16 protein-coding genes are annotated in these 15,248 nt (G+C 69.8%); 9 read left to right on the top strand and 7 right to left on the bottom strand.

The genetic code is table 11. The features are described from left to right. The first annotated feature begins 71 nt into the window (after nt 1-71). Together J4030_RS14490 and J4030_RS14485 are read left to right on the top strand one after the other, a co-directional pair. The gene (locus tag J4030_RS14490) at nt 72-2,420 is read left to right on the top strand and encodes an immune inhibitor A domain-containing protein (protein ID WP_307864712.1); all 2,349 of its coding nucleotides are present in this window, start codon (nt 72-74) and stop codon (nt 2,418-2,420) included. A 77-nt stretch (nt 2,421-2,497) separates the two neighbouring features. Continuing rightward, entirely contained in the window at nt 2,498-2,893 is a 396-nt protein-coding gene (locus tag J4030_RS14485; protein WP_208049938.1) for a glyoxalase superfamily protein, read from the top strand. Between the two features lie 4 nt (nt 2,894-2,897). Here the strand turns inward: J4030_RS14485 and J4030_RS14480 are convergent, their stop codons facing one another. Further along, nucleotides 2,898-3,176 carry an excalibur calcium-binding domain-containing protein gene (locus J4030_RS14480; protein WP_208049937.1) on the bottom strand — a complete coding sequence of 93 codons (279 nt, stop codon included), beginning with the start codon at nt 3,174-3,176 and terminating at the stop codon, nt 2,898-2,900. Nucleotides 3,177-3,301: 125 nt separating this feature from the next. Between J4030_RS14480 and J4030_RS14475 the strand changes: the two genes are divergently transcribed. From J4030_RS14475 to crcB, 3 genes are read left to right on the top strand one after another with little or no spacing between them, the layout of a single operon-like run. Beyond that, on the top strand, nt 3,302-4,765 hold the full coding sequence (locus J4030_RS14475) for an MFS transporter (RefSeq protein ID WP_208049936.1): 1,464 nt from the start codon (nt 3,302-3,304) through the stop codon (nt 4,763-4,765). Then, nucleotides 4,762-5,262, top strand: coding sequence for a CrcB family protein (locus J4030_RS14470; protein ID WP_208049935.1), 501 nt, complete (start codon nt 4,762-4,764; stop codon nt 5,260-5,262). Before J4030_RS14475 ends, J4030_RS14470 begins: the two co-directional genes overlap by 4 nt. Next, on the top strand, nt 5,259-5,633 hold the full coding sequence (gene crcB, locus J4030_RS14465) for a fluoride efflux transporter CrcB (RefSeq protein ID WP_208049934.1): 375 nt from the start codon (nt 5,259-5,261) through the stop codon (nt 5,631-5,633). Before J4030_RS14470 ends, crcB begins: the two co-directional genes overlap by 4 nt. Here crcB and J4030_RS14460 read toward each other — a convergent pair. Continuing rightward, the gene (locus tag J4030_RS14460) at nt 5,604-6,233 is read right to left on the bottom strand and encodes a hypothetical protein (RefSeq protein ID WP_208049933.1); all 630 of its coding nucleotides are present in this window, start codon (nt 6,231-6,233) and stop codon (nt 5,604-5,606) included. The genes crcB and J4030_RS14460 overlap by 30 nt on opposite strands. Before the next feature lie 71 nt (nt 6,234-6,304). Between J4030_RS14460 and panD the strand changes: the two genes are divergently transcribed. Next, nucleotides 6,305-6,712 (top strand): aspartate 1-decarboxylase, encoded by a 408-nt coding sequence (gene panD, locus J4030_RS14455; protein WP_208049932.1) that lies wholly within the window; start codon nt 6,305-6,307, stop codon nt 6,710-6,712. A 31-nt stretch (nt 6,713-6,743) separates the two neighbouring features. Here panD and J4030_RS14450 read toward each other — a convergent pair whose 3' ends face one another. After that, complete coding sequence (locus tag J4030_RS14450; protein ID WP_208049931.1) at nt 6,744-7,526, bottom strand: VIT family protein; 783 nt, start codon at nt 7,524-7,526, stop codon at nt 6,744-6,746. Nucleotides 7,527-7,747: 221 nt separating this feature from the next. Between J4030_RS14450 and J4030_RS14445 the strand changes: the two genes are divergently transcribed. Beyond that, nucleotides 7,748-9,331: a DHA2 family efflux MFS transporter permease subunit gene (locus J4030_RS14445; RefSeq protein WP_374222001.1), complete on the top strand. Its 1,584-nt coding sequence runs from the start codon at nt 7,748-7,750 to the stop codon at nt 9,329-9,331. A 19-nt stretch (nt 9,332-9,350) separates the two neighbouring features. Beyond that, nucleotides 9,351-9,770, top strand: coding sequence for a (deoxy)nucleoside triphosphate pyrophosphohydrolase (locus J4030_RS14440; RefSeq protein WP_208049930.1), 420 nt, complete (start codon nt 9,351-9,353; stop codon nt 9,768-9,770). Between the two features lie 114 nt (nt 9,771-9,884). Here J4030_RS14440 and J4030_RS14435 read toward each other — a convergent pair whose 3' ends face one another. Both J4030_RS14435 and J4030_RS14430 read right to left on the bottom strand, forming a co-directional pair. Continuing rightward, complete coding sequence (locus tag J4030_RS14435; protein ID WP_208049929.1) at nt 9,885-10,529, bottom strand: response regulator transcription factor; 645 nt, start codon at nt 10,527-10,529, stop codon at nt 9,885-9,887. Then, nucleotides 10,481-11,749, bottom strand: a complete 1,269-nt coding sequence (locus J4030_RS14430; RefSeq protein ID WP_208049928.1) for a sensor histidine kinase — start codon at nt 11,747-11,749, stop codon at nt 10,481-10,483. Before J4030_RS14430 ends, J4030_RS14435 begins: the two co-directional genes overlap by 49 nt. A gap of 169 nt (nt 11,750-11,918) precedes the next feature. On the opposite strand from J4030_RS14430, the gene J4030_RS14425 reads away from it, so the two are divergent. Continuing rightward, the gene (locus J4030_RS14425; protein ID WP_208049927.1) at nt 11,919-14,054 is read left to right on the top strand and encodes an MMPL family transporter; all 2,136 of its coding nucleotides are present in this window, start codon (nt 11,919-11,921) and stop codon (nt 14,052-14,054) included. A 90-nt stretch (nt 14,055-14,144) separates the two neighbouring features. Here J4030_RS14425 and J4030_RS14420 read toward each other — a convergent pair whose 3' ends face one another. Then, nucleotides 14,145-14,720 carry a hypothetical protein gene (locus tag J4030_RS14420; protein WP_208049926.1) on the bottom strand — a complete coding sequence of 192 codons (576 nt, stop codon included), beginning with the start codon at nt 14,718-14,720 and terminating at the stop codon, nt 14,145-14,147. A 36-nt stretch (nt 14,721-14,756) separates the two neighbouring features. Next, nucleotides 14,757-15,245 (bottom strand): redox-sensitive transcriptional activator SoxR, encoded by a 489-nt coding sequence (gene soxR / locus J4030_RS14415; RefSeq protein ID WP_208049925.1) that lies wholly within the window; start codon nt 15,243-15,245, stop codon nt 14,757-14,759. Nucleotides 15,246-15,248 lie beyond the last annotated feature (3 nt).

Here is a 15,248-nt window from a genome sequence, read left to right as displayed (position 1 = left end):
CTCCGGTCGGTGAGCCGACACTGACGGCGCCCGCCGCCACATCCCGCGGCCGGCGACATCCAGGAGGAAACGTGAAGCGAACCGTGCTCATGACGGGCGCCCTGGCCGCGACGGCCATGGCGCTCGCACCGGGAGTGACCTACGCGGCGTCGACCGGAGGCGCACCGACATCGGGTGGTGGCACATCGCCCAGCACCGTCGTCCGTCCCGACAACAAGCCGGACCCGCTGCAGAGCAAGCAGGCCGAGCTGCGGCGTACCGCGGTCGACAAGCTCATCAAGGGCGAGGCCAAGACCGCCACGATCAATGGCAAGCGGGTGATCGTCGTCGACGACGGCAAGCGGACGGTCGCCCAGCAGAAGGCGCGCGGCAAGAACGCGAAGGCTGCCAAGCCCAAGTACGTCGAGTACGACCCCGAGCAGACGGCGAACATCTTCACGGTCCTCACCGACTTCGGCTCCAAGGTCGACCCGACCGCCGGTGGTGCAGCAGGCCCGCAGCACAACCAGATCCCCGAGCCGGACCGCACCATCGACGGCACCGCGTCCGACGACAACTCGACGTACTGGGAGAAGGACTTCAACCAGGCGCACTACAAGAACATGATGTTCGGGACCACCGGCGAGAGCTTCTCGAACTTCTACAAGTCCCAGTCGCAGGGTCGGTACAAGGCCCAGGGCGACGTCTCGGACTGGGTGACGGTCCCGTACAACGAGGCGCGGTACGGCTCGAACACCGGCTCGGAGGCCGACCGCTACTGGTCCTATATCGGCGACACGGCGACGGGTTGGTACAACGCCCAGAAGTCGGCCGGGAAGACGGCCGCGCAGATCAAGACCGAGCTGAAGAAGTACGACGTCTGGGACCGCTACGACTACGACCACGACGGCAACTTCAACGAGCCGGACGGTTACATCGACCACTTCCAGGCCATCCACGCCGGCGAGGGCGAAGAGGCCGGCGGCGGCGCGCAGGGCGCCGACGCCATCTGGTCGCACCGCTGGGCCGTGCAGACCGGCGCCGGCAAGGCCGGCCCAACGGGCAACCTCAACGGGGGCACCCAGATCGGCGACACCGGCATCTGGATCCGCGACTACACCACCGAGCCGGAGAACGGCGGCCTCGGCGTCTTCGCGCACGAGTACGGCCACGACCTGGGCCTGCCCGACCTCTACGACACCACCAACACCAGCACCAACAGCGTGTCGTTCTGGAGCCTGATGAACAGCGGCTCGTGGCTGAACCACGGCGGCAACGCCATCGGCACCACCCCGGGCTACATGGGCGCGTGGGAGAAGACCCAGCTCGGCTGGTCCGACACCCAGACGGTGCGCTACGGCAACTCCGGCAAGGTCTCGCTCGGCCCGGCCGACCAGGACAGCGCCACCAAGCCGCAGACCCTCGCGGTCTCCTTGCCGGACAAGACGATCGCGACGAAGTACAACACCCCGAAGACCGGTTCGTACGAGTGGTGGTCGGGGCGCGACGACGACCTCAACAACAGCCTGACGCGGTCGGTCGACCTGACCGGGGCGACGTCCGGGAGGATCTCGGCGTCGGCCTGGTACGACATCGAGGCCGACTACGACTACCTCTACGGCCAGGTGTCCACCGACGGTGGCGCCGCCTGGACCAACGTGGGGACGCCGGTGACCGGCACCAGCACGGGGTGGAGCACGGTGTCCTACGACCTCACGCCGTACGCCGGGAAGAAGGTCACCTTCCGCTTCCTCTACCAGACCGACGGCGGCACGAACGGCGCCGGAGCGTTCCTCGACGACATCGCCACCACGGTCGGCGATACGACGACCACGGACGGCGCGGAGTCGGCGAGCTCGGTCTGGACACCCGCGGGGTTCAGCCGGATGAACGGCACCGACACCCGCGTCGCGTCCAACTACTACCTGGCCGAGTCGCGTCGCTACAACGGATACGACACGACGCTGAAGCAGGGCCCGTACAACTTCGGTTTCGGACCCCGCCGCCCCGACGTGGTCGAGCACTTCCCCTACCAGGACGGCGTGCTCATCTGGTACGTGAACAACGAGTTCAAGGACAACAACACCTCCGCCCACCCCGGTGGGGGACTGGTGCTGCCCGTCGACGCGCACGCTACGCCGATGGTGTGGCCGGACGGGGTCGCGGTGAGCAACCGGATCCAGCCGTACGACGCGACGTTCGGCCTGGATCGCACCGACGCCTTCACCCTGCACAAGCAGGGCCTGGCGGCGCAGGTGCCGTCGCGGCCGGCCGTGTCGACATTCGACGACACGAACCCCAACGCCTACTACTACGCGGCCAACCCGGCCGGGTCGGTGAAGGTCGCGGGGTCGGGCACCCGGATCAAGGTGGCGTCGAAGCAGGGTGACGGCTACTCCCTGCAGGTGTCGTTCCCGACCAGCACGATGCGCACCCAGTAACCGGACATCGGCCGGTTGTCAGCCGTTTCGTGGCGCATTCGCCGCAAACTCGCTGACAACCGGTCGATCATGGGTGGATGGCATCTCGTACGCCGTTCCGAGCCTCCTCAGAGAGTGCGCGACCGGCCGTCATCCCGATCCTGCGCAGCTTCGACGAGGCCAAGGCGTACGAATTCTACCGCGACTTCCTCGGCTTCGAGGTGGTGTGGGAGCACCGCTTCGAGCCGGACCTGCCGTTGTACGCCGAGGTGGCGCGCGACGGCGTACGGCTGCACCTGTCCGGGCATCACGGTGACGCCAGCCCGGGAGGGTCGGTGCTCATCGAGATCGCCGACGCACGGGCCTACCAGCGCGAACTAGCCGACAGGAACTACGGTTTCGCGCGGCCCGGGGTGGAGAAGCAACCGTGGGGGCTGGAGCTGGTCGTCGTTGATCCGTTCCACAACCAGCTCAGATGCCTGCAGCGCACGTGACGCGTCAGGCCTTCTCGCAGGCGATGCCGTCCTTGTCGCGATCGCGGCCGGTGTTCTTGTTGTAGACCGCCGTGTTCACGGTGAAGTTCGTCACTGGTTTGCCCGCGGTCTTGTCCCGGGCGCCCTTCCGGCCGACCCCGTGCTTGTAGACCTTGTTCAGGGCTGTGCAGTTGGCGTAGGCCTTGGGTGCCGTGGCCGCGTGAGCCGGTGCGACGACTGCGAATCCGGCTCCGCTTAGCAACGTGGCAGCAGTGAGGAGTGCAGGGATCTTCGCGAGAGGCATGAGCGAAGTGTGCCCGACGGCGGGTGTCCGGAGTGCTGAAACGCATCCGCGGTCTCGGTCCGCTCGATTCTGGGGGAGCACCCACTCGCAGGTAACGTCGAATGTTGCCTATGTGAGAGGACCAGATGATTCAGCTGGGCGACGAACAGCAGTGGACCGCCGACGAGGTCACGGTGACCGACAACTCGACGGTCCGCCGGGCCATCGGTGCGGCGGCCATCGGCAACATCACCGAGTGGTACGACTTCGGCGTCTACGCCTACTTCGAGCCCACCATCCAGAAGGTCTTCTTCGACGGCCTCCCCAAGACCACGGGGACCATCCTCACCTTCGGCCTGTTCGCGGTGGCCTTCCTGGTGCGGCCGTTCGGCGGCCTGTTCTTCGGCCCGCTCGCCGACCGGATCGGTCGCAACAAGGTCCTCGCCACGACGATGATCCTGATGGCCGCCGGCACGTTCGTCATCGGCATCATCCCCAGCGAGAGCTCGATCGGGCTGTGGGCGCCGTTCATGCTCCTGGTCGCCCGGCTCATCCAGGGCTTCTCCACCGGCGGTGAGTACGGGAACGCCATGACCTTCATCGCCGAGTACGCGCCGGACCGCAAGCGCGGGTTCCTCGGCAGCTGGCTGGAGTTCGGCACCTTCACCGGGTACCTGCTCGGCGCGACGCTCGTGACGGTGGCGGGCGGCGTGCTCTCCGAGCACCAACTCCTGACGTGGGGCTGGCGGATCCCGTTCTTCGTGGCGCTGCCGCTAGGCCTCATCGGCGTCTATCTGCGCTCCCGGCTCGCCGACACCCCGGCGTACGCCGCGATGGAGGCCAAGGCGGACCAGGACGAGAAGGAGCGCAGCACCGGCGGCGAGCTCGGTGCGATCTTCAAGCTGTGGCCGTCGCTGCTCGTGTGCGTGGCGCTGGTGCTGGCGTGGAACATCCCCAACTACATGCTGACGTCGTACATGCCGACCTACCTGACGACGACGGTGCCCGACAAGACCGGTGGCGGCGTCTCCGATCTGACCTCGCAGATCCTGCAGATCCTCGTGATCGCGGTGCTGCTCGTCCTCATCCCGATGTTCGGCCGGTTGTCGGACCGGATCGGCCGCAAACCCATCGCCCTGACCGGCGCGATCGGCCTGATCGTGCTGTCGCTGCCGGCAGTGGTGCTGGCGCGCGCCGGCTCGTCCGTGACGTCGTTCTTCGGGCTCCTCATCATGGGGCTACTCCTCATCTGCTTCAGTTCCACCATGCCGTCCACGCTGCCGTCGCTCTTCCCGACGCCGTTGCGTGCCGGCGGACTGTCCATCGGGTTCAACGTCGCCATCTCGCTCTTCGGCGGCACCACGGCCCTGGTGGTGGGTGCGCTGGTGAGTGCGACCGGCGATCTCGACTGGCCCGCGTACTACCTGATCGCCACCGGGATCATCGGAGCGATTGCCGTCTACCTGCTGCCGGAGTCCAACGCCCGCCATCTCTGGGGCTCCGCGCCCGCGGTCGAGGAGCGCTCCGAGATCAAGGGCCTCGTCGAGGATGACGACGTACCGGTCCTCGCGACGAGCGGCAGCTCGCGGCGCGGTGGTTCCGGGGCATGACCAACCTCACCGACGCCGCCCGCGCCGCCCTCAGGAACCCCTGGCTGCCCGAGGACCCGGATGTCGACGTCGACGACGACGGGCGTCCGGTCCATCTGCGGGCGACATACGCGGCGTACGTCGGCCTCGGGGGTTTCGTCGGGACGGGAGTCCGCGAGGCGCTGAGCCTGTGGTTCCCGACCCCGGCCGACCGGGTCAACTGGACGATCCTGATGGTGAACGTGTCCGGTGCGTTCCTGCTCGGTGTCCTGGTGCAGCTGCTTGCCGGGCGAGGCCCCGACCACGGGCGGCGGCGCACGGTGCGGTTGCTCCTCGGCACCGGGGTGCTCGGCGGTTTCACGACCTACAGCACCTTCGCCAACGGCGCGGCCCAACTGATCCGCGACCACGAGCCGGGCATGGCGATCGGCTACTGCGGTCTCACCGTCGGGGTGGGTCTGTTCGCCTCCTTCGCGGGGATGTCCGTGGCCCAGCGGCTGCACCGGGCGGCCGGATGAGCGCGGGCACGTACCTGCTGCTGTGCGTGGGTGGTGGTGTCGGAGCGGTGTTGCGGTTCGTGCTCGACGGCCTGGTCAAGGCGCGGGTCAGCACGCACATCCCGGTCGGCACCATCCTCATCAACCTCACCGGTTGCCTCGCTCTCGGAGTGCTCGCCGGTCTCGCGCAACGTGGCGCGCTCGGCTCCGACGCGCTCGCCGTCCTCGGCACCGGGGTCCTGGGCGGCTACACCACCTTCAGCACCGCGAGCTTCGAGACCGCGCGACTGCTGCAGAACGGCCGGCGTGGACCGGCCGCGTGGAGCGGGGTCGGGACGCTGCTCGGCGGTGTCGCGCTCGCGTCAGTCGGCCTGTGGCTGGGCCTGCAGTGACCGCTCGATCACCGTGGTCACGATCGTGGTCACCGCCGGCCGGGCCGGCGCCGACCCGAAGCCGAACGACACCGCGGGGCTGACCGGCGCGAGCTCGCCCAGGTCCTGGCCGGCGTACTCACCGGATGCGCGCACGAGTGCGTGCATGTCGCGGGCGCCGTAGAACTCCCGCCGGCCGGCGCGCGCGGTGCCGGCTGTGCGGACCCCGCGCATCACGACGCGGGCCACCGGATCGATCAGGCGGCTCCAGGCCGGTGCGGTGGCGAGGCGCGCGGGCACGGCGCGCAGCAGCCCGCCGACAGCCGTGCGCCGGCCGATGGTCCAGGTGACCGACAGGTCGTCGGCGGTGAGCCGTCGCGTCCGGCCGTCGGTGACGATCGTCACGGGAGTGATGCTCACCTGGTCGAATTCGTAGGTCTGCTCGATGAACTCGGCGACCTGCTCGGTCGGCGCGAGCAGCCGGCGGTGCCCCTCGCGCGTCTGCAGCATCACGTCGTCGAAGCTGCCGTACGGCGTGTCCCGCCACTGACCGACGACCACCCGCACGCCGCTGGTCGTGCCGATGCCGGTGATGGTCCCGTGGAAACGCGCTGTCGTCATGGTGACCTCAACTATGACCGTGCGCCCGACCCCGGACGGCCGATGGGGGCGGTTCGGGGACAATCGACGGTATGCAGCGCACGATGATGAAGTCCAAGATCCACCGCGCGACGGTGACGCACGCCGACCTGCACTACGTCGGTTCGTTGACCGTTTCGGCCGACCTGATGCGCGCGGCCGACCTCCTCGAGGGGGAGAAGGTCGACATCGTGGACGTCGACAACGGCAACCGGCTCTCGACGTACGTCATCGAGGGCCCGGCCGGTGAGGGACGGATCGGGATCAACGGGGCCGCGGCCCGATTGGTGAGCCCCGGCGACCTGGTGATCGTGATCGGCTACGGGCAGTACGACGATGCCGAGGCGGCCGTCATGACTCCCAGCGTGGTCTTCGTCGACGAGACCAATCGAATCGTCGACCTCGGCACGGACCCGGCCTGGGCGCCGCAGGACGCGGGACTGCTCGACCCGCGGAGTTGACTCACCGGGTCTGTCTGCCCGGCAGCGGCGGTCAGACCACTCCGCCCACCAGGTGGCCCACCACGTACGTGATGACCATGGCGATCGCTCCGCCGCCGACGTTGCGCAGGATGGCGGCCCGCCGTGGGGCCCCGCCCAGATCGGCGCTGACCTTGCCGGTGACCGCCAGCGCGAGCAGGACCGCGACGAAGGTCACGGGCACCCGCCACGAGGGGCCGGGTATCAGGATTGCGATGAAGGGGAGAAGAGCGCCGACGAAGAACGCCGCCAGCGACGCGAATGCGGCGTGCCACGGGTTGGTGAGCTCGTCGGGATCGATCCCCAGCTCGACCTCGGCGTGCGCGCCGAGCGCGTCGTGCTCGGTGAGGTGGTGAGCGACCTGCTCAGCGAGAGGCCGGGGCAGTCCCTTGCTCTCGTACATGCCGGTCAGCTCCTCGAGCTCCTCCTCCGGCATCTCGCGCAGCTCGGTGCGTTCCTTCTCCAGCAGCGCCTGCTCGGTGTCGCGTTGGGTGCTGACCGAGACGTACTCGCCCGCCGCCATGCTGAGCGCACCGGCGACCAGTCCGGCGACGCCCGCGACGACGATGGGCTGCCGGCCTGCCGTCGCGCCCGCAACTCCTACGACGATGCCCGCGACGCTGACGATGCCGTCGTTCGCGCCCAGCACTCCGGCCCGCAACCAGTTCAGCCGGCCGGCCATGCTCGCGTCGTGCGGTTCGGCGGCGTGCGGTGCGTACGTCGAAGGGTCGCTCGCGCTGGCGTCGTCGGGCGCGTGCGCACCGTCGGTCGAGGTCACGCGTTCGGCGTCGGTCATGGTCGGATCCTCCTGGGATCGAGTGCGTCCTACCCCACGGTGCCCTCGCCGGCCGCGCATGTCCACGCAGGTGAGGCTGCTCTTGCCTGGCGACCGCGGAGCGGGTGCGCCCGTCGGAGAGAATATTCTGGGTCGAGCGCCGTACGGCGGCCCGCACCGCCCGCCACGACGTACCGCATCGACCGCACACGAAGGAGCGGCCCGTGGCAGACCAGATCGCGTTGACCAAGAGCCAGACCCGTCGCCAGGCCGACGCCGAGGGGTTCAGCCCCTGGCCGGCGCTCATCGCCCTGTGCGTCGGCTTCTTCATGATCCTGGTCGACTCCACGATCGTCTCGGTGGCGACGCCCGACATCATCAGCAGCCTGCACAGCGACATCAACGACGTGGTGTGGGTGACGAGCGCGTACCTGCTGGCGTACGCCGTGCCGCTGCTCATCACCGGCCGCCTGGGCGACCGCTTCGGGCCCAAGAACGTCTATCTGGTCGGCCTGACCATCTTCACGCTGGCCTCCCTGTGGTGCGGACTCACCGCCAGCATCGGCGCGCTGATCGTGGCGCGGGTCTTCCAGGGGTTGGGTGCGGCCCTGCTCGCACCGCAGACGATGTCGGTCATCACGCGGATCTTCCCCGCCGAACGTCGCGGCCAGGCCATGGGTTTCTGGGGTGCGGTCGCCGGCGTCGCGACACTCGCGGGCCCGATCCTGGGCGGTGTGCTGGTCGACCAGTTGAGCTGGGAGTGGATCTTCTTCATCAACGTCCCGGTCGGGATCATCGGGTTCGGGCTGGCCGTGTGGCTGGTGCCGAGCCTGCCCGTGCACAGTCACCGGTTCGACTGGCTCGGCGTGGGCCTGTCGGGGGTCGGCATGTTCCTGCTGGTCTTCGGCATCCAGGAGGGTCACCAGTACCACTGGGGCACCATCACCGGCATCGTCTCGGTGCCCCTGCTGATCGTCCTCGGGGTGCTCGTGCTCGCCGCCTTCGTGGTGTGGCAGCGCTTCAACCGCGCCGAGCCGCTCGTGCCGCTGGCGCTCTTCACCGATCGCAACTTCACCCTGGCCAACGTGGGGATCTCGATCGTCGGATTCGTCATCACCGCCATGGTCTTCCCGTTCATGCTCTACGCGCAGGCCGTCCGCGGTCTGACGCCGACGCGGGCCGCGCTGCTCCTCGTCCCGATGGCCGTGGTGACCCTGCTGCTCTCGCCGGTCGTGGGGCGGCTGGTCGACAGGTACCACCCGAGCCTGATCGCGGGCTTCGGGCTGTCCTGTCTGTGCGTGGCGGTCGCGTGGCTGGGATTCATCCTGCGACCGGGCACACACGTCTGGGCCCTGCTCATCCCGATGGTCGTCCTCGGATTGGCCAACGCCTTCATGTGGGCACCCCTGTCAGTGACGGCGACCCGCATGCTGCCCCCGGAGAACGCCGGGGCCGGTGCGGGCGTCTACAACACCACCCGGCAGGTGGGCGCGGTCCTGGGCAGCGCCGCCATCGCCTCGTTGATGGAGTCCCGGCTGACCTCGCACTTCGGGGCCAGGGGTGGCGCGCTGTCGGGCGGCGCGCAGGCTCCCGGCAGGTCGCTGCCAGCGGCGGTGCAATCGGGTTTCGCCCGTGCGATGGGCGAATCGCTCTATCTGCCAGCACTGTTGGCGGTGGTGGCGATCATCGCTGTGGCGTTCTTCACCAACCCGCACGCGCGTCGTGGCGCGCACTCGCCGCGGAACGCCGCCGCCGCGTCGGGCTCGGACTCCGACTCGATCGCCGCAAGCTCCCCGGACCGCACCCCCGCGCACCCCGCGACGTGACCGGCGAAGCGGCCGCGGCGTGACCCGGCTGGTCGTCGGTGCAGCGATCGTGGACGATCTGAGCCGCCCCACGGTGCTGTTGGCGGCCCGGCGTACGGCGCCCAGCGCGCTCGCGGGCGGGTGGGAGTTTCCCGGCGGCAAGGTGGAACAGGGCGAGACGCTGGAGGCCGCGTTGCACCGGGAGCTCGCCGAGGAGCTCGACGTCACGGTCGAACTCGGCACGCAGGTGCCCGGTCCGGTCGAGCTGGACCACTGTGCCGGTTGGCCGCTCAAGCCGGGTTTCGCGATGCAGGTCCGCTTCGCGCGGATCACCGGCGGCACACCCCGACTGGTCGACCATGACGAGGTGCGCTGGCTGTCACGGACCGAGCTGTACGACGTCCCCTGGCTGCCCGCGGACCTGCCGATCGTGGCGGCGATCGAGGCACAGCTGCACTGACTCCGAGCCCCAGCTGTGCGTCGGTGTGGGGGTTTTGCGTTTGCGGCCAGGGCTGCAGCACTGGCCGCGGACGCAAAACCCGCACCTGGACGACGACGGCGGGGTCGTGCCGGGTCAGTCGCGCAGGTAGGTCAGGACGGCCAGGACACGCCGGTTGTCGTCCGCATCGATGGGCAGATCGAGCTTGGTGAAGATCGAGTTCGTGTGTTTACTGACCGATCGTTCGGTCACGAAGAGCGCACCGGCGATCGCTGCGTTGGAACGGCCCTGGGCCATCAACTCCAGGACGTCGCGCTCCCGGGCGGTGAGCCGGTCGATCGGGGTGCCCGCGCGCTGACGGGTCAGGAGGCGACGCACGACGTCGGGGTCGAGCACGGTCCCTCCGCCGGCCACCCGTCGTACGGTGTCGATGAACCCAGCAACGTCCGAGACGCGGTCCTTCAGCAGATATCCGACCCCGCCCGACCCGGAGTCGAGCAACTCCTGCGCGTAGAGCTGCTCCACGTACTGCGAGAGCACGAGGACCGGCAGGCCGGGCAGCTGAGCCCGGGCCTCGATCGCGACGCGCAGCCCGTCGTCGGTGAAGGTCGGCGGCATCCGCACGTCGACGATGGCGATGTCCGGGCGCTCGGCCAACAGCGCCCGGGACAGCGCCGGCGCGTTGTCGACGGCACGGATGACCTCGATGTCGTACGCCGCCAGGATGCGGCTCAGTCCGTCGCGGAGGAGCGCGTTGTCCTCCCCGACGACGGCTCGCACGGCACCTCCAACGCGATCCTGGTGCCCGCACCGGGCGGGCTGGTCACGCTCATCATGCCGTCGAACGCCGCGAGTCGCCGCGCGACACCGCGCAGCCCCGCCCCGTCGGCTGCGGCACCTCCGACCCCGTCGTCGCCGACCTCGATGCGGACGGATCCGGGAGGGCGACGCACGCACACCCATGCCTGCGTGGCGCGCGCGTGCTTGAGGATGTTGGCCAGGCACTCGCTCGTGGCGAAGTACAACGCGGACTCGAGGGGCGCCTCGAGCCGCTCACCCGGTTCCAGGTCCAGGGCGACCGTCAGGGGCAGGTCCGCGACGAGGGCGCGGACGGCGCTCTCGTAACCGCGGTCGGCGAGTACGGGCGGGTAGATGCCCCGCACCACGGCGCGGATGTCGGCCAGGGCCGTGCTCGCGTTCGCGCGGGCCTCGGCGATGAGGCCGGCGGCTGCCGCGGGATCGCACAGCGCGAGCTGCTCGGCCAAGCCGAGCTCCATGCCGAGCGCGGCCAGCCGGGCCTGCGGACCGTCGTGCAGGTCGCGCTCGATGCGGCGCAGCTCGGCCGCTGCGGCGTCGACCGTGCTGGTGCGTGCGGCGGTCACCTGCTCGACCCGTTCCTCGAGAGCAGTGGTGCGCGAGTCGGCGATGATCGAGGCATCCATCAGAAGGCGCCACCGGGTGAGCGCCGGTGTCAGCCAACGGATCCCGGCGATCCCGGCCACCACGCTCAGCACGGTGAACACCGCTCCTCGGGTCGGGTCGGCGACGTGCAGGAAGTGGTACGGCTGCGGCAGTTGCGCCGGGAGCGACCGCCACAGGAAGTACCAGCTGATGCTCCAGGCCGGATAGAGCACGACGGCCAGCGCGACGACCGAGACGACTGCCCCGAACGTGCAGGTGAACAGCGCCCAGCCGACGTCCGCCCACCGTGCACGGTCGGTGATCCAACGGCGGAGTCGGGGGATCGGTGCCAGGCCGCGGGTGTCGGCGTACGCCCGCGTGACGGGTTCCCCCAGGCCTGCGCTGACCAGGCTGCGCTGCACCCCGGCGAGCCGTCGCAACAGCACCAGGGTCACGGCCAGGATGAACAGGCCGACGACCGCCACGGACGATGCCACGCCCGCCACCGTGAGGCCCAAGAGCGCCATGGCCGGCAGCGTGATCAGCAGGCTCGCCAGGTTGAGCCCGATCGCCGCGAGGGGACCCGGTCGTCGGTGCATCTGCCCATCGTGACCGAATCCCGGCTCGACGGCGGTGCACTCAAGTCACCGACCTGGGACCACCGGGGGTGTACCCAGCTACACCCCCGTCGGGGTGGTGGCTCTCCTGACGCCACGGCTGATCGGCGGAAGCCTGTGAGCACAACACGTTTCGACGACAGGAGGAGTCATGGCACGTATAGGTGCTGCGCAACGACTGGGCCGCTGGAGTGCGGGGCATCCGTGGCGCGCCGTCGGCGTCTGGGCGCTCATGGTGGTGATCGCGGTGGGCCTCGGCTCGGCCATGAGCACCCACCAGACCAAGGACGCCGACTATCGCGTCGGGCAGTCCGGCAGGGCGTCGGCGATGATCGCGGCGGCCGGTCTGGACGCGCCCGATCAGGAGTTCGTGCTGATCGGCTCCGCGCGCGGTGCCCTCGACAAGGCTGTCGCCGAGCGGGCCGCGTCCGACGTACGCGCGCGGCTCGCGACCCAGCCCGTCGTCGCGTCGGTGGCGCCGCCGGTCCCCTCCAAGGACGGCACGGCGCTGCTGGTGGCGGCGACCGTCCGCGGCGGCCACGACGCCGACGTGAGCGGTATCGCGCAGGTCGCGAAGTCGGCCCGCACGGCGTACCCGGGTCTGCGCATCGACGAGGCGGGGGACGTCTCGGTGAACAAGGCCGTGAACGACCGGGTCGGCAAGGATCTGGGGTCGGCGGAGCTCATCAGCCTGCCGATCACGCTGGTGATCATGGTGATCGTCTTCGCCGCGTTGATCGCGGCGGGGCTGCCGGTCGTCCTGGCGATCACGAGCGTCTTCGCCACGATGGGTCTGATGGCGCCAATCTCGCTGATCATCCCGATGGAGTCGACGGTCTCCAGCATGATCCTGCTCATCGGGATGGCGGTCGGTGTCGACTACTCGCTCTTCTATCTCAAACGCGAACGCGCCGAACGCGACAAGGGCGCGACCCGGGCCGACGCGATCCGCATCGCGGGGGAGACCTCGGGCCACTCGATCGTGGTCTCGGGCCTGGCGGTCGCGATCAGCATGGGTGGGCTCTACGCGGCGCGCGACACGACGTTCGACAGCCTCGGCACCGGCGCGCTGCTGGTCGTGGTGATCGCGGTGCTTGGCTCGCTCACGGTGCTCCCAGCCATGCTGACCCTCCTCGGCAAGTGGGTGGACCGTCCGCGGATCCCGTTGTGGTGGAGGGTCTCCCGGCGTATCCCGACCGGCGCGGTGAGCGGGCGACTGCTGCGTCCCGTGCTGCGCCGTCCGACGGTCGCGTTGCTGGGCGGTGGGGCGTTGATGGTGGCGCTCGCCGCTCCGGCCCTGGGGATGCACCTGCAGACCGACTCGCTGGAGGCTCTCCCGCACAGCATCACCCAGGTGCGCACCATGCAGCAGATCCAGGCGAAGTACCCGAGCCACGGCAACCTCGCGCGGGTCGTCGTGACCGGTGCGAATGCGAGCGGCACGGCGCAGGCCGTCGAACGCCGGGCCGTCTCGAGTGGGGACTGGTCGCCTGCCGGGGTCGTGGTCTCGGCCGATCGTCGTACGGCGGTCGCGACCGTCGCGACCTCGGCGGCACCGGGGAGTGCGCGCGCGGGGGAGCAGGTGACCCGGCTGCGGGACACGGTGGTGCCGTCAGCGATCCGGCCGAGTAGTGCCCGCTGGGCGGTCGGCGGTGATGTAGCGCAGTCCTACGACACGATCCAGCATGCGAACACCGCTCTCTGGCGGGTGCTGATCGTCGTGCTCGGGCTGGTGCTGGTGATGATGGGCGTGGTCTTCCGCAACGTGGTGCTCGCGCTGCTCACCACGGTCCTCAACCTGGTGTCGGTGGGCGCGGCGTTCGGTGTCGTGACGCTGGTCTTCCAGCACGGCTGGGGCGCGGGTCCGTTGGACTTCCACTCCACCGGCGGCATCATCACCTGGATCCCGACGTTCCTGCTCGCGGTGCTGACCGGCCTGTCGATGGACTACCACGTCTTCGTGCTGAGCCGGGTCCGCGAACACGTGAGGGCGGGTATGCCGATCCGCCTCGCCGTGCGGATGGGGCTGGAGCAGACGGCGGGCGTGGTCACCAGCGCCGCGGTGGTGATGGTGTCGGTCTTCTCGGTGTTCGCGTTCTCCGGGCTGGTGGAGATGAAGGAGATCGGCGTCGGCCTGTCGGTCGCGATCCTCGTGGACGCCACGATCGTGCGGCTGGTGCTGCTGCCCGCGGCGCTCAGCCTGCTCGGAGAGCGCGCCTGGAGCCGGGGCGACCGCCGTACCGGACAGCGTGACCCGGCGGCAGCGACACCGGTCCTCGCTCGGTGAAACCGAGCTGAGACACCGGTGGGGGTTTTGCGTCGGTGGCCAGGGCCGCAGCCCTGGCCACCGACGCAAACCGTCGGCCTCGTCGGGCCGTCAGACCTGGGGACCCTTGGCCCGCAGGTCATCGACCGTGGTCATCGCCTCCCGCAGCTGCGCCAACCACTCCTGGCTGTGCTCGCCGACGAGCTTGACGGCCCAGGAGAGGGCGTCCGCGCGGGAGCGTGCCACCCCGGCGTCCACCAGGGTGTCGAGCACGCGGCGCTCGTCCTGCCGCAGCCTGGTCATCACCGGGACGGCGATGTTGGTGAAGACGACCTCGGTGTCGCCGATCCGGGCGCCCCAGGCGACGGAGCGCTGGTACCGGGCCTGCGCCTCGTCCGCGAGCGCCATCCGTGCGGTCCGGGTCTCCTCCCGGAAGCGGGTGATCCGACCGGAGACGGCCGCCTCCGTTGCTGCCGCATCCGTGCCCTCGGGCAGGTCGGGGGCATCGATGTCGCCGACGACCACGATCTCGTCGCGGTCGACGGTGACGGTCGGGGCCCCGGTGTAGAGGTCGTTCGGCAGGCGTCCGGCGAACCAGCCGGCCGCGTCGTCGGCCGGCGGCAGATCGGCCTGCTGCCAGCCGCCGGAGCGACCGCGGCCACGTCCGCCCGTACGAGAGTGGTTCATGGTGTCCTCCTCGGTGATGATTACTTGATTACATCATTACACCGTTGCGGAAGAATGGAAACCATCCTCCCGGCGCAATGCCGTTGGGAGGAACGCCGCGCCGGGCGCGCGGGCGTCGGACGCGGCGGCGTCGCGTGGGTTGGACATCCGGCAGGTCCCGAGGGAGAGGCACCCGCAGCCGATGCAGGAGTCCAGGCCATCGCGCAGCTTCTCCAGGGCTTCGATCCGTTCGTCGAGCCGGGCGCGCCAGTGGCGGGAGATGCGATGCCAGTCGGCCTTGTTGGGCGTGCGGCCACTCGGCAGCCGATCGAGTTCCTCGCGGATCTCCTGCAGGGAGCACCCGACGTTGCTCGCGGCCCGGATGAACGCCAGGCGGCGCAGCACCGTACGCCGGAAACGCCGCCGCCCGCCGGCGTCCCGCGAGGACTCCAGCAGACCCTCCGACTCGTAGTAGCGCACAGCCGAGGCAGTGAATCCGCTGCGTTCGGCGACCTGCCCGATGCTCAGTTCGTCCCGTGCGTCCACGCG

The organism is Allobranchiibius sp. CTAmp26, from assembly GCF_017565405.1.
GTDB lineage: Bacteria > Actinomycetota > Actinomycetes > Actinomycetales > Dermatophilaceae > Allobranchiibius.
The sequence above is the reverse complement of the archived record's forward strand: the minus strand, read 5'-3'. Positions and strand labels throughout refer to the sequence as shown.